Source organism: Plantactinospora sp. CNZ321, assembly GCF_004217235.1.
Genome location: NZ_SHKQ01000001.1, coordinates 3,258,622 through 3,276,688, shown reverse-complemented (window position 1 = coordinate 3,276,688; position 18,067 = coordinate 3,258,622). Strand labels below are relative to the sequence as shown.

Here is an 18,067-nt window from a genome sequence, read left to right as displayed (position 1 = left end):
TCACCCCCGCCCGGCCGGCACCGGCAGCCCGGCGCGGGCGGCCCGGTAGCGCTGCCGGACCTCCGGATCGAGATCCTCGTACGTCGCGTCCAGCACGCCGGAGACGAAGAGTTCCCGCATCATGGTGCGCTGGATCTTCCCGCTGGTGGTGCGCCGGACCTGGCCGACCCGGACGAACACGACGTTCGCCACCCGGAGCCCGAGGATCCGGCTCAGCGTCGACTTGACCGCACCGGCCAGCCCGGCGATCTCGACGGCGTCCCGGCTCCGGGTGCGCAGCTCCTGGACGACCACGATCTCCTCCCGGGGCGCCGGCACCGAGAAGACCGCGCAGGGCAGCCCGGCGAATGCCTCGGCCACCTCCCGGACCTCGCGTTCCAGGTCGTGCGGGTAGAGATTGCGGCCGTGCACGATCATCATTTCCTTGATCCGGCCGGTGACGTACAGTTCGCCGTCGTCGAAGACGCCGAGGTCACCGGTGCGCAGGAAGCCGCCGTCGCCGTCCGCGGTCACCGCGCCGAAGGCCCGCCGGGTCGCCTCCGGGTCCCCCCAGTAGCCCCGGGTCACGCTGCCGCCCCGGATCCACACCTCGCCGACCCGGCCGTCCGGCAGCACGGTGGAGGTGCCGGGGTCGATGATCCGCACGTCCAGCCCGTTGACCCGGCCGCTGCCGACCAGGGCCAGCCCGGCCGGGGCCGGCAGCGGGGCGAAGACGTCCCGGGCCAGCGCGTCGGGGTCGACGTGTGCGGTGACGGGGCGGCCGGTCGGGCGGGCTCCGGTGACACAGAGCGTCGCCTCGGCCAGCCCGTACGTCGGCAGGAACGACTCGTAGCGGAATCCGGCCGGGGCGAACCGGGCGGCGAACCGCTCCAGGGTGGCCGGGTCGACCGGCTCGGCGCCGTTGCAGGCGTACCGCCAGCGGGACAGGTCCAGCCCGGCGACCTGCTCGTCGCTGAGCAGCCGGGCGCAGAGGTCGTACGCGAAGTTCGGCGCGCAGGCCACCTCGGCGCCGTACCGGTCGATAGCCTCCAGCCACAGGTGCGGCCGTTTGAGGAAGTCGTTGGGCCGGATCAGCACCGCCGTGCTGCCGAGCAGCAGCGGCGCGATCAGCATCGCGATCAGGCCCATGTCGTGGTAGAGCGGCAACCAGGAGCAGAACCGGGTCTGGTCGGTCCAGCCGAGCGTGCGGTGCACCGAACCGATGTTGTGCAGCACGTTGCCGTGGGTGACCATCACGCCCTTCGGGTCGCTGGTCGACCCGGAGGTGTACTGGAGGAACGCGATGTCGTCGGGGCGGGCCGGATAGGGCAGCCACCCGGCGACCGCCGCCGGCCCGCCCGGGTCCGCCGCGTCTGCGCCGGGGCCCGGGTCCGTCGCGTCGGCGACCGCGCCCGGGGCGTCGAGGTCGGTCGCCGCGAACGCCAAGTGGTCCAGCCCCTCCTGGAGCATCCAGTCGTCGACCGCCCGCAGGTTCTCCGGACCGGTCAGCACCACCGCCACGTCCGCGTTCCGGGCGATCGCGCTGGTCCGGTCGGCGTGGTGCCGGTAGTTCGCCGGCAGCGGCACCGGCACCGGGATCACTCCGGCGTAGAGGCAGCCCAGGAAGCCGGCCACGAACTCCAGCCCGGTCGGATAGAGCAGCAGCGCCCGGTCGCCCGGCCGGCACCGCCGGCCCAGCCAGGCCGCCGTCGACCGGGCCGCCCGGTCGAGTTCGGCGTACGTCAGGGACGTTTCGACGAACCGGTCCCCCGCACCACGGCAGAACACCACCGCCTGCCGCCCTGGCGATCGGGCGACGTTGCGCCGGACCGCCTCGACGATGCTTCCCTTGGACACGTTCACTTCCCCGGCTTCTCCGGTACGGCATCCACCGCGCCATCGGCGTTTCCGTGGCAGACCGTACGATCGACGTCCATATTCGGGCTATATCGGCGGGCTGCGCCCCGGGCCGTCGGCCGGTCAGCCGCAACCGCCGGCGTGTCCCTCGTCGGTCCGGCCCGGCGCACCCGCGAGCACCGGTTCCGGAGCCGTCCCGTTCCCCGGCACCCGCGCCGGGCCCACCGGCGCGCCGCTCGACGGTTTCGTGGCGGCGACACGCTTCGCGGTGACCGAGGCGGCGAAGGCGTCCAGCCGGTCCACCCCCCAGTACCGGTCGTGGCCGTGCACGAAGAACGGCACCCCGAACACGCCGTCGCGGTAGATGTCGAGCAGTGCGGCGACGCCCTGGCGGCGTACCTCGGGATCGTCCGCCGCCCCGGACACCCCGGCCGGATCGAGCCCCAGCTCGGCGGCGATCCCGGCGACCGTGGCCCGGTCGCAGATGTCGCGCCCCTCGTCCCACCTGGCCCGGTACGCCCGCTCCAGGTACGCCGCCCCGGCACCGTGCCGCGCCGCCACCAGGTAGCCCAGGTGCGGGATCTCCCAGACCGGCTCCCGGTCGACCGGCCAGCGCAACGTCAGCCCGCGCTGCGCGGTGAGCCGCCGGACGTCGGCGAGCACGTAGAGGTGCTTCGCCCGGGACATCGGGGTGTAGACGAATTCGCCGCCGGCCTCGGCGAGCAGCCGCGAACTGTGCTCGTCCGGCTCCCAGAACGGCACCCACTCCAGCTCGGACGGAAGCTCCGGATGCCGCTGGTGCAGGTCCCGGTAGGCGAGCCAGGAGTACGGGCTGCGCAGGCTGAAGTAGAACCGTGGGGTGCGGCGCACCGCCATGGAAACTCCTCGGGGCAGGGGCGGTACGCGCTACAGCGCGATGCCGCCGTCGACTTGGAAGACCTGGCCGGTGACGTAGGAGGCCCGGTCCGAGACGAGGAAGCCGACGAGGTCGGCGGCCTCCTCCGCCCGGCCGAACCGGCCCAGCGGGATCCGGCCCAGCATCTCCTTGGCGACCGCCGGGGGCAGCCCCGAGGTCATGTCGGTCTCGATGAAGCCCGGTGCGACGGCGTTGGCCCGGATGCCGTACCGGCCCATCTCCTTGGCCAGCGCCCTGGTGAAGCCGATGATCCCGGCCTTGGAGGCCGAGTAGTTGGTCTGCCCGGCGTTGCCGGCGACCCCGGCCACCGAGGAGAGCGTCACCACCGATCCACGCTTCCGCTTCATCATCGCGAAGACCGCCGACCGGCACACCGTGAAGGTGCCGTCGAGGTTGGTCCGGAGTACGCCGTGCCACTCGTCCTCGCCCATCAGCACCAGCGGCCGGTCCCGGGTCACCCCGGCGACGGTCACCACCGCCTCGATCGGGCCCAGCTCGTCCTCGGTGGCGGCGACGAAGTCGCGTACCTGGGCCAGATCCACCACGTCGACCTGCCGGGTCAGCACCCGGGCCCCGGCGGACCGGGCGGCCTTGGCCGACAGTTCCGCCGCCTCCGCGTTGGCCTGGTAGCAGAAGGCCACGTCGAAGCCGTCGGCGGCCAGCCGGGCCACCACGGCCCGGCCGATGCCCCGGGACCCGCCGCTGACCAGCGCGACGCGCCGTCCGTTCTCACTCATCTCACACCCCCGGCCACCGCGGCCGGCTGCGCCGGGCGCAGCGCGCTGACCGGGCGCTGCGCCTCGACGAACTGCCCGACCTGGAGCACCGTCCGGTCGCCGACCACGGTCTCGCCCTCCAGGATCACCGTGTCACCGACGAGCTTGACCAGCCGGACCCGGTGTTCCAGGACGTCACCCGGATACACCGGTGCACCGAAGCTGACGTTGTTGATCGCGCCGGCCAGCCCGACCATCCCGACCAGGACGTCCGGGTTGGGCTTCTCCCAGGTGGCCAGCAACACGCCCGCCTGTGCCCAGGACTCGACGATCAGCGTCGCCGGGTACGCGTAGTCGCGGTCGGCGGACTCGTCACCGAGCCACTGGTAACACGACTCGGTGCAGCTCACCGCCTTCACCGCGGTCAGCCGCTCCCCCGGCACCAGCTCGACCACCCGGTCCAGCAGCAGGATCGGGTACCGGTGCGGCACCACCTTCCGGATCTCGGCGACGCCGAACATCAGTCCTCCTCCGGGCGGTACCGCAGCCGCAGCTCGGCGGCCCGCCCCCGGTCGGTGTTGACGGTGGCCGTGCAGCGCAGCTCCGGGCCGGTGAAGGTGAACGCCACCTCGATCCGGAGTTCGTCGCCGGGGGCGACCGGGCTGAGGAACCGGCACCGGTCCATGGCGGCCAGTTCCGGCCGGTAGCTGCCGCGCAGCGCGGCCCGGACGGTCTGACCGACCAGTTCGACCAGGTACACGCCGGGCAGCAGCGGAAAGCCCGGGAAGTGGCCGGCGAAGACCGGGTCACCGGGATCCACCTTGGCGGTCGCCACCGCGGAGGTCTCGTCGGCCTCGACCAGCTCGACCTGGTCGGCCAGGGGTGCGCAGCGCAGCGTCACGACCGGGCCCGCAGCTTGCCGTCGAGGAGTTGGTAGGTGCTGTCGAGCGTGCTGACCGCGACCAGCTCGCTCTCCTCCATCTTGACGCCGTACCGCTTCTCCAGCCGGACGGTGATCTCCAGGGCCATCAGGGAGTCCACCTCCAGGTCGTTGACGAAGTGGGCGTCGTCGGTGACCTCGGCCAGGTCGACGTCGATGGTGTCGGCGATGAGCCGCCGGAGGTCTTCCTTGTCGAGCCCCGTGGTGAGCTGGTCAGACATGACTTTCCGTCCTTTCGGTGGGTACCTCGTGGTGCTTCGGCGTGGGCGTCGTCGCCCGGGGTTGGCTCGGCAGGCACGGACTCGGCGAGCACGGACTCGGCGAGCACGGACTCGACGACGCCGAGTTGGTAGTCGCCGGCCCGGAAGCCGGGATGGCGCAGCAGCCGGCGGTGGAAGTCGACGTTCGTGGTCACCCCCGCCGACCGGTACTCGGCCAGCGCCCGGTCCAGCCGGCGCAGCGCCTCCTCCCGGGTGGCGCCGTACGTGACGATCTTGGCCAGCAGCGAGTCGTAGAACGGCGGTACGACATAGCCGTCGTAGAGGTGGCTGTCCACCCGTACGCCGGGGCCGGCCGGCATCCGCAGCCCGTACAGCCGGCCGGTCGAGCCGGCCCAGTCCCGGTCGACGTCCTCGGCGTTGATCCGCGCCTCGATCGAGTGCCCCTCGAACCGGACGTCGGACTGGCTCAGGTCCAGCCGTTCCCCGGCGGCGATCCGGATCATCCAGCCGACGATGTCGATCCCGGTGCGTACCTCGGTGATCGGGTGCTCGACCTGGAGCCGGGTGTTCATCTCCATGAAGTACGCCGCCCCGTCCGGCGCGACCAGGAACTCGAAGGTGCCGGCGCTGACGTAGCCGATGTCCCGGGCCCCGGCCACCGCCGCCGCGCAGAGCCGCTCCCGCAGCCGCGGGTCCAGCGCCGGGGAGGGTGACTCCTCGACCAGCTTCTGGTGCCGGCGCTGCACCGAGCAGTCCCGCTCGCCGAGGTGCAGCACGGTGCCGTGCCCGTCGGCCAGCACCTGCACCTCGATGTGCCGGGCGGCCGGCAGGTACCGCTCCAGGTAGACCCGGTCGTCGGCGAAGAGGGTGCGTGCGGCGGCCCGGGTCGACTCGTACGCCAGCGGCAGGTCCTCGGGCCGGTGCACCACCGCGATGCCCCGGCCGCCGCCACCGGCCACCGACTTGATGATCAGCGGGAACTCGATCTCGTCGGAGACCGTGACCGCGTCGCCGAGGGAGTCGACGGTGCCGTCCGAGCCGGGCAGTACCGGCACCCCGGCGGCCCGCATCGCCGCCCGGGCCGCCACCTTGTCGCCCATCAGCGCGATGTGCTCGGCGGCCGGGCCGACGAAGGTGAGCCCGACGCCCCGGCAGGAGGCGGCGAAGACCGGGTCCTCGGAGAGGAAGCCGCAGCCCGGGTGCACCGCGTCGGCGCCGGACTTGGCGGCGGCGTAGAGGATGGCCGGGATGTTGGTGTAGCTGCGGGCGACCGGCGCCGGCCCGATCCGCACGGACTGGTCGGCGAGCTGCACCGCCAGGCTGTCCCGGTCGGCGGAGGAGTAGACCTGCACGGTTTCCAGACCGAGGTCCCGGCAGGCGCGGATGATCCGGACGGCGATCTCGCCCCGGTTGCAGATGAGTACCCGGTTGACCATGTCCGCCCGCCTCAGCCCGGCTCGATGCTGAGCAGCGGCTGCTCGTACTCGACGACCTCGCCGTCGCTGACGTGGACGGCCCGGACGATCCCGCCCCGGTCGGCGAGGACCGGGTTCATCATCTTCATCGCCTCGACGATCGCGACCTGGTCGCCGGCCTCGACGCGCTCGCCGATCTCGGCGAAGGGCGGCTGGTCCGGGCCGGGACGGCGGTAGAAGACCCCCATCAGCGGCGCGGTCACCGGCACGGTGCCCACCGGCGCGGCGACGGCGGTCGCATCCGGTACCGCCGCCACGGCCGCGCCGGGTAGGGCGCTCGGCGCCGTCCCGGTCGCCTGGGCCGGCACGCCGGGCACCGACGCCAGCACGACCGGAGCCGACGCCTGCTCGGCGGTGACGACCCGCTCCCGGCCGCCCTCGGCTGCCTCGACCTCGATCCGGACGTCGGCCACGCTCACCCGGACCCGCCGGATGGCCGGGTCGCGGACCAGCTCGGCCACCTCGGCGGCGGCCCGTACCGCGCTGCGCAACGTGCTCTCCGGCACCGGCACCGCCCCGTCGACCCGGACCGGCGGACCGCCGTTCGTCGACCGGACACCGTTGCTCGTCTCAGACATGCGCGCCTTCCCTCCATGGTTCCGCCGCCGGGCTGCCGGTGCCGCCGCCGTCCCGGATGGTGTCGCCGCCGTCCCGGGCGGTGCCGCCGTCCCGGGCCAGCACGCCGTATCCGCGCAGCCGGCGGTAGCGGGCGGCCAGCAGTTCCTCGACCGGCACCCCGGCAAGCTGACCCAGCAGCCGGCTCACCGCCCCGGCGACGAGTCCGGCGGCCCGCTCCGGGTCACCGGGTGGCTCCGGCAGGATCTCGTCGACCACACCGAGCCGGCCGAGGTCCTCGGCGCGCAGCCGCAGCGCGCGGGCGGCCACCGGGGCCTGCCCGGCGTCGCCGAAGAGGATCGCGGCGCAGCCCTCCGGACTGATCACCGAGAAGACGCCGTTCTCCTGAATCAGCAGCCGGTCCGCGACCGCCAGCGCCAGCGCGCCACCACTGCCGCCCTCCCCGGTGATCACCGCGACCACCGGGGTACGCAGCCCCGCCGCCAGGGCCAGGGTCTCGGCGATCGCACCGCTCTGGTTGCCCTCCTCGGCCGCCAACCCCGGGTAGGCCCCCGGGGTGTCCACCAGGGTCACCACCGGTACGCCCCAGCGCTGCGCCAGCTCGAACAGCCGCATCACCTTGCGGTAGCCGGCCGGATGCGGCATGCCGAAGTTGTTCGCCACGTTCTCCCTGGTGTCCCGCCCCTTGGCGGTCCCGACCACCACCACCGGGCTGCCGTCCAGCCGAGCCAGCCCGCCGACGATCGCCGAGTCGTCCCGCTCCCAGCGGTCGCCGTGCAGCTCGACGAAGTCGTCGAAGATCCGGTCGAGGTGCTGCCGCACCGTCGGCCGGTCCGCGGCCCGGGCCCGGCGCACCGCCGTCCAGGCGTCCACCGAGCGCTCGGGCCGGTCCTCGTGCCCGGGGGTACGGGACGGCCGCGGCCCGGCAACCGGCACCGGGCCGGCGGCGGTTCCGGCCGCCGCGCAGAAGCCGATCAGCCGGGCCAGCACCCCGGGCAGCTCCGCCCGGCGTACCACCAGGTCGACGTGGCCGTGCTCGTGCAGGAAGCGCGCGGTCTGGAAGCCCGCCGGCAGCGGCTGCCGGATCGTCTGCTCGATCACCCGGGGACCGGCGAAACCCGCCCGGGTCCCCTCCTCGGCGACGATCACGTCACCGAGACTGGCGAAGGAGGCGGCCACCCCGCCGTAGACCGGATCGGTGAGCACGCTGAGGTAGGGCACCCCGGCGTCCCGGAGCAGCCGGATCGCGGCGGCGGTCTTGGCCATCTGCAACAGGGAGAGGACGCCCTCCTGCATCCGGGCGCCGCCGGAGGCGCTGACCGCGACCAGCGGCACCCCGTGGTCCAGCGCGGTCTCGGCGGCCCGGGCGACCTTCTCGCCGACCGCCGAGCCCATGCTGCCGCCGAGGAAGGCGAAGTCGAGCACGACCAGGGCGACCCGGTGCCCGCCGATGGTCGCCAGCCCCAGCACCGCGCCGTCGGCCCGACCGGTCTTCGCCCGGGCCCGCTCCAGCCGCTGCGGGTACGGCATCCGGTCGGTGAACTCCAGCGGATCGGCGGCGGCGAGGTCGGCGTCGTGCTCGACGAAGCTGTCCGGGTCGACCAGCAGCGCGATCCGGTCGTCGGCGCCCAGCGGCAGGTGGTGGCCGCACTCGGGACAGGTGTGCAGGGCCCGGGCCAGCCGGTCCCGGTGCAGCAGCGCCGCGCAGCGCGGGCACGGCCGCCAGACGCCGTCCGGCAGCCCGTTGATCCGCTCCAGTGTGGATGGTTCCACCGGTCAGCCCACCGAGCCGAGCAGGGTGGCGCCGACCTGGCCGTCCCGGTCCACCCCGGTGACGAGTGCGACGCCGTCGGGACGGTCGGCCAACTCGCCGAGCGCACCGGCGAGCTGGAACGCGGACGACGCCGCCGAGGTGTCGCCGAGCAGGGCCCGGCAGTGCACCCGGGTCGGCCGGGCCGCACCGAGCACGTCGGCCAGGGCCGCCTCCTCCTGCGCGCCGAACCCGTCGCCGCTGTCCGAGGCGGCCAGCACGGTGACGTCGGCCGGGCTCAGGCCGGCTCCGGCGAGCACCTCGGCGACGGCGCGGGCCAACGCCGGCCGGGCCCCCGACGGGTCGGCGAAGGCGAGGAACCGGGAACCCCGGACCGCCGCCAGCGGTTGACGCTGCTGCCGGACCGCGCTGGAGTACGACTCCAGCAGGAAGATCGCACAACCCTCGCCGAGCGGGGTCGCGCCGCCGGCCGGGGCGACGCCGTCGGAGGACCGGGCGTGCCACTCCAGCCAGCCGCGCGGCACCGAGTACTCCTCGACCGCACCGCAGAGCACCGGCTCGCTGTGGCCGCACCGGTGCAGCCGTACGGCGTAGTTCAGCGCCAGCAGGCCGGTCAGGGAGCCGCCCGCGATGGTGGTGTTCGGGCCCTTCAGCCCGTACCAGATCGCGCTCTGCCCGGCGGCGCGGTTCATCACCGTGTTCGGGAAGCGCGCCGGGTCGACGTGGAACGGCTTCGCCCCGGTCAGCGACTCCCGGGTGAAGTCCATGATGCTCCGCACGCTGCCCGAGTTGGTGCCCAGCACCAGGCCGAGCCGCTCCGGCTCGCCGAGCCGCTCCCGGCCGTACCGGTCGAGCAGCATCCCGACGGTGGCGACCGCGATCCCGGTGGCCCGGTCCATCGACCGGGTGCCCTTCTTGCCGAGCACCTCGGCGACGTCGAAGCCGGGGATCAGCCCGGCCCGGTCGTACGGCCCGGGCCAGGCGTCCGGGTCCAGCGCGGTCACCGCACCGGTCCCGGCCCGCAGGCCGGCGGTGAACCGGTCGGCGCCGAGCCCGAACGCCGACGCGGCCGACCAGCCGGAGAGCACCAGCTCGTCCGCGGCGATGGTGGTGGTGACGCTCATCTGTCTCTTCTCCCCTCAGACCGCGGCCGACGTCGCGACCGGCGTCCCGTCCGGCTCGGGTGCCGCGTTCGGCTCGGGTGCCGCGTCAGGCGTCGCGTTCGGCTCGGCTGCCGCCTTCGCCGGGTCCGGTTCGGCGGCCTCGGCGTGCCGGGGACTCCAGGCCGGAATTCCGGCGATGTTCTCGGCCCCGTCGACCCCGATCGTGTTGCCGGTGATCCAGGACGAGTCGGTGCGGGACAGCAGCAGGATCGCCTCGGCGACGTCCTCGGGCCGGGTGAGCCGGCCGTGCGGGTTGGTGGCGCTGGCCTGGGCGACGAACTGCGAGTGCTCCGGGATCCGCTCCAGGGCCGGCGTCACGGTCACCCCGGCGCAGAGGGCGTTCACGGCGACGCCGTACCGGGCGAGTTCGCAGGCGAGCTGCCGGACGTGCGACTCCAGGGCACACTTGGCCGCCGACACCGCGCCGTAGCTCGGCATCACCGAGGTGGCGCCGGAGCTGGTCATCGCGTACACCTTCGCGCCCCGGTGCAGCAGCTTCGCCGCCATCAGCTCCTGCACCCAGTAGACGAGGCTGTGCGCCATCACGTCGACGGTCATCTCCAGGTGCCGTTGGCCCAACGTCCTGTCCCAGCCGGCACGCGGCAGGTACGGCAGCAGCGAACCGAACGCCAGCGAGTGCAGTACGACGTGCAGCCCGCGCGCCCCGGTCAGCTCGGTGATGGTGGGCAGCAGTTGGGCCCGGGCCGACCGGCTGGACGCGTTGACGTTGAAGAAGTGCGCCTGTACGCCGTACCCGCGCAGCTCCGCTTCGAGCGCCTTGGCCGCCTCGGCCCGCTCGCCCATGTCCAGGTGCACGCCGATGACGTTGCCGCCCTCCCGGGCCAGCGCCAGCGCGGTCGCCCGCCCCATGCCGCTGGACGCGCCCAGCAGCAGACTCCATGTGCCTTCCAGGGGAATCAGCATCCCGCGCTCCTATTCGTCGATCCGGCCGTCCGCCAGATCCGGACCATCGCCACGTTTCCGGTGCCGGCCGCCGTGACCAGCAGGCTGTCCCCGTCGGCGGCGCGCAGCCGGTCGGCCAGCCGGAGCATCGGGGTGAGGCTGCCGGCGGCGGGCGGGCCGGCATCCCGCACCGGGCCGACGGCGGCCGGTACCGCACCGGCCACCAGCTCGCTGACCGGCGAGTCGTCGAGCAGCGCGTACACCGGGACCTGGTCGGCGCCGAGGTCACGCGCCGCCTCCCGGACCACCGCCGCGGCCCGCTCCCGGACCGCACCGGAGCCGAGCCCGCGCGGCGGCAGCAGCAGGGTCCGGACCGCGCACCGGCCGTAGCCGGTGACGCCCCGCGCCTCCGCCCGCTCCGGCGGCTCCAGCAACAGCACCACCGCGCCCTCCTCCGGCGCGGCCGCCTCCGGCGCCGGCACCGCCTGCTCCATCGCCCCGGCGAGCAGCAGGTTGACCCGGCCGGCCGCGAACGCCCGCGCGCCGACCTGCATCGACTCCAGGCCGGCGACCAGCGGCGAGGTCAGGGTCAGGCTGATCCCGGTGAAGCCGTGCTCCATCGACAGCCGGCTGGTCAGCACGTTGACCGCCCCGAACGGCGCGGTGACCGGGCTCAGCTCGCCGGCATGCTCGGCGATCACGGTGCGGTCCTGCTCGTCGTGCAGTGCCGCCACCCCGTTGTTGGTGCCGATCACCACACCCCGGAACTCCTCACCGGCGCCGTCGAGGCAGCCACCGGCGTCGTCGAGGGCGTCCCGCCCGGCCACCAGCAGGTACTGGCAGGCGGCCGGCAGGTACTTGTAGCCGCGCCGGCCGAGCCGGGTGCGGACGTCGAACCAGGCACCGGTCGCCGGCCGGTCCACCGGCGGTGCGCAGACGCCGATCCCGGTGACCACGACCTGGCCGGCCGGCGGCATCCGGCCCGGCACCCGGCCGACCGACGGCACCGGAGCCGGCGCGTGGCCGGCGACTCCGACCCCGGTCCCGATCCGGCTCATCCGCCGGCCCCCGCCAGCACCAGAGACACGTTGTTGCCGCCGAAGGCGTAGCCGTTGACCATGACCCGGTCGACGTCGAGCGGGGTGGTCACGCCCTGCGGCAGCCAGACCCGGCACTCCGGGTCCTGCTCGGCGATCGGCACGTTGGGCGGCACGGTCCGGTGCCGCAGGATCAGCGCCGCCGCCACCGCGGCGACCGAGGCCGCCGCGCCGCCGGTGTGCCCGATCAGCGCCTTGAGGCTGTAGAGCGGCACGTCGGGACCGAGCACGTCGTTCAGGGCCCGGCCCTCCACCACGTCGTTGAGCTGGGTACCGGTGCCGTGCGGCAGGACGCAGCCGATCCGTTGGTCGGCACCGCCGGAATCCAGCGCCGCCCGCATCGCCCGGATGATCTGGGTGCCCGCCGGCTCCGGTGCGGTCAGGTGGTGGGCGTCGCAGGTCCAGCCGGAGCCGGACAGCGTGGCGTGCACCGTCGCGCCCCTGACCCGGGCGTGCTCCGCCGACTCCACCACCAGGGCGCCGGCGGCCTCGCCGAACGACGTACCCCGGCGGTGCAGGTCGAACGGGCGGCACCGGACCGGGTCCACCGCCCCCATCCGGTTGAAGCAGGCCAGCATCACCCGGCTGTACGCGTCCGCCCCGACCGCCAGCACCACGTCCGCCTCGCCGGACCGGACCAGGTCGGCCGCGGCCCCGAGGGCGAAGCCGCCGGCCGCGCAGGCGTTGCTGATCGTGGTCGCGACGCTCAGCGGCCCGAGCCGGTCGGCGATCTCCGAGGCGACGCCGAGCGCCGAGGTGAACCGGGCGGCCGGCTTGCCACCGTCCGCCCGCCACTGCTCGTGCAGACTCGCGTCACCCATGCAGGTGCCCAGGGCCAGGCCGGTCCGGGACCCCGCCGACGCCGGCCCGCCCAGCGGCAGGCCGGCGTCGGCGATGGCCTCGTCGACCGCGGTCAGCGCCAGCCGGGAGGTCCGGGCCAGCGCCTGCGACTGCGCCGGCAGGTCGGCGTCGGCGACGCACTGCACCGCCGGCACGTCCATGTTCGCGTACGGGTCCGGCACCGGACCCGGGTCGGTAACCGGTGCCGCCATCATCGCGTCCCAGAGGGCGCGCGTACCACTGCCGTGGCACGTGACGACACCGAGGCCGGTGATGGCGACGCCGGTCATCGACGCGTACTCGGGGCAGCCGGCGCACCTTCCAGCGCGCCGGCGAGACGGTCGTCGAAGTCCACCAGGCTCCAGTCACGACGGTTCTCGATCACCGCGTACCCGTGGGTGATCCTCCCCGTCGCGGTCGGCACCAGGATGCCGTCGCGGAGGACGTAGCAGTCCATCCGCGAGGTGTAGGTGAGCCGCTTGAAGACGTTCTCGACGGTGAAGACCGTGTAGAGGTCCTCCTCCATCCGCGCCTCGTCGAGGATGGTGATCCGGGAATGCGGCACCACCGGGATCCAGTCCTGCTCGTCCAGCAGCCGCTTGATCGAGACGCCCCGGTCGGCCAGGAAGAGGTCGACGACCTCCTCCATCTGCCGCAGGTAGCCGGACATCTGCATCCGCTCGGTGAAGTGGCAGTAGAAGTACGGGATCCGCCACTTCCAGGCGTACGCGTTGCGGCCGGCGGTGAGTCCGGCCAGCAGGTCGCCCTCGGGCGCCGGGCCGGCGGCGGCCGGCCGGGTCACCTTGACCGGCGACTGACCCAGCCGCGACACCGCGTACGGGGCCAGCTCGGCCGGCACCTGCTGTGCCGGGTGCCCGTGCGGGTCGATGCGCAGCTCCACCCGGACCTTCGCGCTGACCGCCTTGATCGGCGGGGTGCCGTCGACCGAGATCTCCACCGCGAAGGCGAGCGCGTCCCCGGGCAGCGGCCGGACCTCGGCCGTCGCCACGTCGTCGATGTGGAAGGCGTGGGTGATCCGGCTGTCGATGTCGACGATGTCGACGCAGAGGCCGTGCCGCTCGTACAGCCCGCCGGGCGCGAAGCCGCGCTGCCGCAGGTGGTCGAGGACGGCCTCCTCGACCAGGTAGTTGACGTGCTTGAAGCCGATCCAGGTGCAGATGTTGGACCCCTCGTACCGGGGCCGCAGCTCCACACGGGTCACTCCGTCCCCGGCCGGTTCGGAGACGGGACGGGGTGCCAGGGTCGTCGAGTTCACGTGCGCTCCAGGTGTGTGTCGAGGATCGGTTCCGGGTGTGTGTCGGGGGGCGACAGCGGGAGGGCGAAGTCCGCCACCAGGGCGGCGAACCGGTCGGGGTGCTCCGCCATCGGGAAGTGGCCGCAGCCGGGAAGCAGCGCGTACCGGCCGGCGGGTGCGGCGTCGGCCAGCGCCCGACCGTCGCCGGGCCGGGCCGCGAAGTCGCCGTCGCCGGAGACCACCAGCAGCGGCAGCGGCAGGTCGGCGACGGGCAGGAACGGGGTACGCAGGTACGCGTCGAAGAAACGCATCCAGCCGTACGGGCCGATCCGCTCCCGGACCCGCTCGCCCATCGCGGCGCGTACCTCGGCGGGCAGCCCGGCCGGGGCGCTGACCCGGATCCCCTCCTCGAGGATCCGGTGGAAGTCGTTGAGGTAGAAGTCGATCGCCGCCCAGTCGAAGTCGGCGGCGGCCGGCCGGTAGAAGGGCGAGACCAGCACCACCGCCCGGGGCAGCGGCACTCCCGCCGTGGCCGCCGGGGCCATCGCCGGCCGGACGCTCTCCGGCGCCGTCTCCGCGCCGGTCGGGGCGAGCAGCTCCAGCAGGGTGTTCGCGGCGAACGAGTGCGCCACCACCAGGTCGGCGCCACCGTCCACCCCGGCCAGCGCCTGCGCCACCGCGCCGGTGGCGTCGGCCCGGTGGCTCCAGCCGTTGTCGCCGACGCTCGCCCACGGCAGCTCGACGTCCCACAGCTCCAGCCACTCCGGCGCCCGCGACTCGAAGCGGTCCCAGATGGCCCGGCTGCTGCCGAGGCCGTGCAGCAGCAGGGTACGCACCGGCCGGGTGCCGGCACCGGACCGCCGGCACCGCACCGGTACCCCGACACCGCGCGGTACCGCCCGGTCAGCCCGGACCCCGAGATCATGCCCGGCGTCCGTCCTCGACGGCGCGTAGGTGCTCATCACCGGCCTCCACCCGCGGTGAGCAGCAGCGCGGCCGCCGCGTCCGAGCCGTCGCCGTCGGCGCTGGCCAGTACGGCACCCCGGTCGTGCCCGTTCAGCCAGGCGGTGCCGGCGACGCACTGGAGCACGCCGAGCGCGCCGGAGCAGTGCCCGTGGTAGGCGGTCAGGTCGTGGCTGGTCCGCTCGGTCATCCCGGCCGGGCCGCCCGCTCCGGCCCCGAACCACATGTCCACCGGTCGCGGGTCGGTACGCCGGATCGCCGCCACCGCCGCCGGCTGGTCCGCCTTGCGGGCGTACGGGCCGAGTTCGGCGAGCGCCTCGACGCCCCGGTCCCGCACCGCCGCCGCCGACTCCAGCACCAGCGCGGCGGCGCCGTCGAAGAGCCGGGGATCGTCCTCGCGGTTGGAGCGCCCGCCGCTGACCAGGTGGCGGACCGGGTCGTTCGCCGGCTCGACCCCGACCACCAGCACCCGGTCCACCCGGCCGGCCCGCACCAGCAGCCGCCCCCAGTTGACCGCGTCCAGCCCGGAGGTCGACCCGTTGCACATGGTCAGGTTGGCACCGCGCAGCCGGAACCAGATCGCCAGCCAGGACGCGATCACGTTGCTGGCGGTGGCCGGTAGCGCCATCGGGCTCAGCCCGACGTACGTCTCCGCGGCGATGGTCGAGACCGTGTCGCAGATCGTGTCGACGTTGCCATAGTTGGAGCTGACCACCACGCCGACGGTCTCACCGGGCACGGTCAGGCCCGGGTCACCGAGGAGTCCGGCGTCGGCCAGCGCGTCCCGGCCGGCACAGAGCGCGAGCCGGGTGGCCCGGTCCTTGTAGCGCAGCCCCTTGCCGGTCAGCCGGCGCGCAGGGTCGTCGGAGTCGCCGCCGGCCGGAGCACGCCGGAGCAGGTCGTCGGGGCCGGCGATTCCGGAGACCGCCACGCCCACCCCGCTGACCACCACGTCGGCCGGAGCCATCAGGACACCTTCTCCACGATCGCGACGGCGTTCAGCCCGCCGAAGCCGAACGAGTCCACCTGGGCGACCCGCAGGGTGGCCAGCTCGGCGTGCTCGCGTACCAGTCGGAAGCCGTCGACCTCGTCGATCGGGTTGTCCAGGCCGAGGATCGGCGGTATCACCCCGGAGCGCAGCGTCTCGACCGCGACCACCAGGCTGTGCAGCCCGGAGGCGCCGGCCGTGTGCCCGGTCATCGACTTGATCGCGGTCATGTACGGGGTGGGCGCCACCCCGGAGAAGACCTCCCGGACGGCCTGCGCCTCGGCCTCGTCGTTCAGCGCCGTACCGGTGCCGTGCAGCATCAGCAGGTCGACGTCGGCCGGCTCCACCCCGGCCCGCCGGTGCGCCTCCCGGGTGACCAGCGCGATGCTCTTGGCGTCCGGCGCCGACGGGTGGTAGGCGTCGCAGTTCATCGCCACGCCCCGGACCCGGGCGTGCCGGTGTCCGGCGCCGGGCCCGTCCGCCTCCCGGCGCAGCACCACGGCGACCGCGCCCTCGCCCTGGAGCATTCCCCGGCGGTCCCGGTCGAACGGCCGCACCCGCTCGGGCGCCTCCGGGTAGCAGCGGTCCAGCAGCCCGTAGGTGCTCTCGGTGATGGTGTCGACCCCGGCCACCACCACGGTCTCGGCGGCACCGAGCTCCAGCAGGTCCGTGCCGAGCCCGAGGGTGTAGAGCGAGGCCGAGCAGGCGTTGGCCACCGTGTGCGTGTTGGTGGCGCCGAGCCTCTTCCGCAGTGCGGTGCCGAAGTGCAGGTCGCGCACGTCGAACGGCACACCGTCGCGCCAGCTCAGCTCGACCGAGCGCAGTTCGCGCAGCGTGGTGCCGATCAGCACCGGGATGTCGCCGAGGTCGTCGTCGAGCCCGGCGTCGGCCAGCGCGGCGGCTACCGCCTGCTCCAGCCACCGGCTGGCCCGCAGGGTTTCGTCACAGCCGGGCCCCGGCCGGTCGTCGATCTCGTACGCGTGCTGCGCCCGGTACCGGCTGCGGTCGAAGCCGCGCAGTTCGGCCAGCCCGCTGTAGCCGGCGCAGAGCGAGTCGAAGAACTCGACGGTGTTGCCGCCGATGCTGGCCACCGTGCCCATCCCCACCACCAGCGCGGTCATGCCGTCCCCACCTCGTCGTACCGGCCGAGGATCAGCACCGCGTTGTTGCCGCCGAAGGCGAGTGCGTTGTTCTGCACCACCCGCAGGTCGGCGTCCCGAGCCACGTTCGGCACGCAGTCGAGCCCACACTCGGGGTCGGTCTCGACGTGGTTGATGGTCGGCGGGATGAACCTGTGGGTGATGGCCAGGGCGCAGGCGGCCGAGGCCAGGGCGCTCGCCGCACCCATGGTGTGCCCGATCATCCCCTTGATCGAGACGGTGCGCGGCGGGCGCTGCCCGAAGACCTGCCGGATGGCGCCGGCCTCGGTCACGTCGTTCGCCTTGGTCCCGGTGCCGTGCGCGGAGATGAAGTCGATGTCGCCGGGCTTCACCCCGGCGTTGCGGTGGGCCAGCTCGATGCAGCGGGCGATGCTGTTCTGGTCCGGCGCGACCGGGTGGTACGCGTCGCAGTTGAGCCCGTAGCCGAGCACCTCCGCGTAGATCCGCGCGCCCCGGGCCCGCGCCGAGTCGAGGCTCTCCATCAGCAGGATGCCGGCGCCCTCACCGGTGAGGATGCCCTTGCGGTTGCGGTCGAACGGCTGGCACGCCTCCGGGGCGATGGTGCCGAGCCGGTAGAAGCCGGTGAAGGTCTTCCGGCACAACGCGTCGGCGCCACCGCAGAGCGCCACCTCCACGTCGCCACCGCGGATCGCGTCGAAGCCGTACCCGACCGCGTAGTTGCCGGCCGCGCAGGCGGTCGGGATCGTCACCGCCTCGACGTCGGTCAGCCCGAGTTCGGCGACGATGCTGGAGGAGAGGCGACCGGCGGGGACCCGACGCGTTACGACCGGGTCGAAGTGCTCGGCGCCCCGGTCGACCTGGACCCCGACCAGTTGGTCGAGGTCGTGGGACTCACCGTCGGTGGTCCCCACCGACACCAGCGCGCGGCGGGACCGCAGCGCGTCGACGGAGATGCCCGCGTCCGCGACCGCCATGCCGGCGGCGGCGGCCGAGAGCTGGCTCGCCCGGCCGAGCTGCGCCGGGTCGACGTGATGCAGCCAGCGGGCCGGGTCGAAGTCGGTGATCTCGCACCCGTTGGCGTGCGCGAACCCGGTCGTGTCGAACGCGGTGATCGGCTTGACCCCGCTCCGACCGGCCCGCAGCCCGGCGAGAAACTCCTCGACCCCGATTCCGATGCTGGTCACCACGCCGAGCCCGGTGACGACCACCCGGCGGGGCGATCGAGCATCGCCTGGCAGAACGCTCATCATCGCGCCTCACTCACCTGTAGTCTTCCGACCCGACTT

At 74.0% G+C, this 18,067-nt stretch carries 18 protein-coding genes; all 18 read right to left on the bottom strand.

Annotated features, from left to right (window positions below; genetic code table 11):
* The gene (locus EV371_RS14620; protein WP_165436695.1) at positions 1 to 1,836 is read right to left on the bottom strand and encodes an AMP-binding protein; all 1,836 of its coding nucleotides are present in this window, start codon (positions 1,834 to 1,836) and stop codon (positions 1 to 3) included.
* Between the two features lie 123 nt (positions 1,837 to 1,959).
* Complete coding sequence (locus EV371_RS14615; RefSeq protein ID WP_130462518.1) at positions 1,960 to 2,712, bottom strand: DsbA family protein; 753 nt, start codon at positions 2,710 to 2,712, stop codon at positions 1,960 to 1,962.
* 30 nt (positions 2,713 to 2,742) lie between these two features.
* The gene (fabG, locus tag EV371_RS14610; protein ID WP_130462517.1) at positions 2,743 to 3,489 is read right to left on the bottom strand and encodes a 3-oxoacyl-ACP reductase FabG; all 747 of its coding nucleotides are present in this window, start codon (positions 3,487 to 3,489) and stop codon (positions 2,743 to 2,745) included.
* Positions 3,486 to 3,989 (bottom strand): 3-hydroxyacyl-ACP dehydratase, encoded by a 504-nt coding sequence (locus EV371_RS14605; protein ID WP_130462516.1) that lies wholly within the window; start codon positions 3,987 to 3,989, stop codon positions 3,486 to 3,488. The genes fabG and EV371_RS14605 overlap by 4 nt, the downstream gene beginning before the upstream one ends.
* Positions 3,989 to 4,369 (bottom strand): ApeI family dehydratase, encoded by a 381-nt coding sequence (locus tag EV371_RS14600; RefSeq protein WP_130462515.1) that lies wholly within the window; start codon positions 4,367 to 4,369, stop codon positions 3,989 to 3,991. The genes EV371_RS14605 and EV371_RS14600 overlap by 1 nt, the downstream gene beginning before the upstream one ends.
* Positions 4,366 to 4,554 (bottom strand): acyl carrier protein, encoded by a 189-nt coding sequence (locus EV371_RS33805; protein WP_349337559.1) that lies wholly within the window; start codon positions 4,552 to 4,554, stop codon positions 4,366 to 4,368. Before EV371_RS33805 ends, EV371_RS14600 begins: the two co-directional genes overlap by 4 nt.
* A complete protein-coding gene (locus EV371_RS14590; protein WP_207230492.1) occupies positions 4,497 to 6,065 on the bottom strand; it encodes an acetyl-CoA carboxylase biotin carboxylase subunit in 1,569 nt (522 codons plus the stop codon). The genes EV371_RS33805 and EV371_RS14590 overlap by 58 nt, the downstream gene beginning before the upstream one ends.
* Before the next feature lie 11 nt (positions 6,066 to 6,076).
* A complete protein-coding gene (locus EV371_RS14585; protein WP_130462513.1) occupies positions 6,077 to 6,682 on the bottom strand; it encodes a biotin/lipoyl-containing protein in 606 nt (201 codons plus the stop codon).
* Entirely contained in the window at positions 6,675 to 8,453 is a 1,779-nt protein-coding gene (accD, locus tag EV371_RS14580) for a Clp protease/crotonase-like domain-containing protein (protein ID WP_486484614.1), read from the bottom strand. The genes EV371_RS14585 and accD overlap by 8 nt, the downstream gene beginning before the upstream one ends.
* A 3-nt stretch (positions 8,454 to 8,456) precedes the next feature.
* A complete protein-coding gene (locus EV371_RS14575) occupies positions 8,457 to 9,575 on the bottom strand; it encodes a beta-ketoacyl synthase N-terminal-like domain-containing protein (RefSeq protein WP_207230491.1) in 1,119 nt (372 codons plus the stop codon).
* Between the two features lie 15 nt (positions 9,576 to 9,590).
* Complete coding sequence (locus EV371_RS14570) at positions 9,591 to 10,538, bottom strand: SDR family oxidoreductase (protein WP_207230490.1); 948 nt, start codon at positions 10,536 to 10,538, stop codon at positions 9,591 to 9,593.
* Positions 10,532 to 11,575, bottom strand: a complete 1,044-nt coding sequence (locus EV371_RS14565; RefSeq protein WP_130462512.1) for a beta-ketoacyl synthase N-terminal-like domain-containing protein — start codon at positions 11,573 to 11,575, stop codon at positions 10,532 to 10,534. The genes EV371_RS14570 and EV371_RS14565 overlap by 7 nt, the downstream gene beginning before the upstream one ends.
* Positions 11,572 to 12,744 carry a beta-ketoacyl synthase N-terminal-like domain-containing protein gene (locus EV371_RS14560; protein ID WP_130462511.1) on the bottom strand — a complete coding sequence of 391 codons (1,173 nt, stop codon included), beginning with the start codon at positions 12,742 to 12,744 and terminating at the stop codon, positions 11,572 to 11,574. Before EV371_RS14560 ends, EV371_RS14565 begins: the two co-directional genes overlap by 4 nt.
* Positions 12,741 to 13,730, bottom strand: coding sequence for an acyl-CoA thioesterase family protein (locus EV371_RS14555; RefSeq protein ID WP_207230489.1), 990 nt, complete (start codon positions 13,728 to 13,730; stop codon positions 12,741 to 12,743). The genes EV371_RS14560 and EV371_RS14555 overlap by 4 nt, the downstream gene beginning before the upstream one ends.
* Positions 13,727 to 14,671, bottom strand: a complete 945-nt coding sequence (locus tag EV371_RS14550; protein ID WP_130462510.1) for an alpha/beta fold hydrolase — start codon at positions 14,669 to 14,671, stop codon at positions 13,727 to 13,729. Before EV371_RS14550 ends, EV371_RS14555 begins: the two co-directional genes overlap by 4 nt.
* The gene (locus EV371_RS14545) at positions 14,671 to 15,639 is read right to left on the bottom strand and encodes a beta-ketoacyl synthase N-terminal-like domain-containing protein (RefSeq protein WP_130462509.1); all 969 of its coding nucleotides are present in this window, start codon (positions 15,637 to 15,639) and stop codon (positions 14,671 to 14,673) included. The genes EV371_RS14550 and EV371_RS14545 overlap by 1 nt, the downstream gene beginning before the upstream one ends.
* On the bottom strand, positions 15,639 to 16,781 hold the full coding sequence (locus EV371_RS14540; RefSeq protein WP_165436694.1) for a beta-ketoacyl synthase N-terminal-like domain-containing protein: 1,143 nt from the start codon (positions 16,779 to 16,781) through the stop codon (positions 15,639 to 15,641). Before EV371_RS14540 ends, EV371_RS14545 begins: the two co-directional genes overlap by 1 nt.
* A complete protein-coding gene (locus tag EV371_RS14535) occupies positions 16,778 to 18,031 on the bottom strand; it encodes a beta-ketoacyl-[acyl-carrier-protein] synthase family protein (protein ID WP_130462508.1) in 1,254 nt (417 codons plus the stop codon). Before EV371_RS14535 ends, EV371_RS14540 begins: the two co-directional genes overlap by 4 nt.
* Positions 18,032 to 18,067 lie beyond the last annotated feature (36 nt).

Coding starts and splice junctions, on each gene's coding strand:
- EV371_RS14575 (WP_207230491.1), bottom strand. CDS start 9,575: ATGAGCGTCACCACCACCATCGCCGCGGACGAGCTGGTGCTCTCCGGC.
- EV371_RS14570 (WP_207230490.1), bottom strand. CDS start 10,538: ATGCTGATTCCCCTGGAAGGCACATGGAGTCTGCTGCTGGGCGCGTCC.
- EV371_RS14605 (WP_130462516.1), bottom strand. CDS start 3,989: ATGTTCGGCGTCGCCGAGATCCGGAAGGTGGTGCCGCACCGGTACCCG.
- EV371_RS14540 (WP_165436694.1), bottom strand. CDS start 16,781: ATGACCGCGCTGGTGGTGGGGATGGGCACGGTGGCCAGCATCGGCGGC.
- EV371_RS14615 (WP_130462518.1), bottom strand. CDS start 2,712: ATGGCGGTGCGCCGCACCCCACGGTTCTACTTCAGCCTGCGCAGCCCG.
- EV371_RS14565 (WP_130462512.1), bottom strand. CDS start 11,575: ATGAGCCGGATCGGGACCGGGGTCGGAGTCGCCGGCCACGCGCCGGCT.
- EV371_RS14535 (WP_130462508.1), bottom strand. CDS start 18,031: ATGATGAGCGTTCTGCCAGGCGATGCTCGATCGCCCCGCCGGGTGGTC.
- fabG (WP_130462517.1), bottom strand. CDS start 3,489: ATGAGTGAGAACGGACGGCGCGTCGCGCTGGTCAGCGGCGGGTCCCGG.
- EV371_RS14585 (WP_130462513.1), bottom strand. CDS start 6,682: ATGTCTGAGACGAGCAACGGTGTCCGGTCGACGAACGGCGGTCCGCCG.
- EV371_RS14545 (WP_130462509.1), bottom strand. CDS start 15,639: ATGGCTCCGGCCGACGTGGTGGTCAGCGGGGTGGGCGTGGCGGTCTCC.
- EV371_RS14560 (WP_130462511.1), bottom strand. CDS start 12,744: ATGACCGGCGTCGCCATCACCGGCCTCGGTGTCGTCACGTGCCACGGC.
- EV371_RS14590 (WP_207230492.1), bottom strand. CDS start 6,065: ATGGTCAACCGGGTACTCATCTGCAACCGGGGCGAGATCGCCGTCCGG.
- EV371_RS14550 (WP_130462510.1), bottom strand. CDS start 14,671: ATGAGCACCTACGCGCCGTCGAGGACGGACGCCGGGCATGATCTCGGG.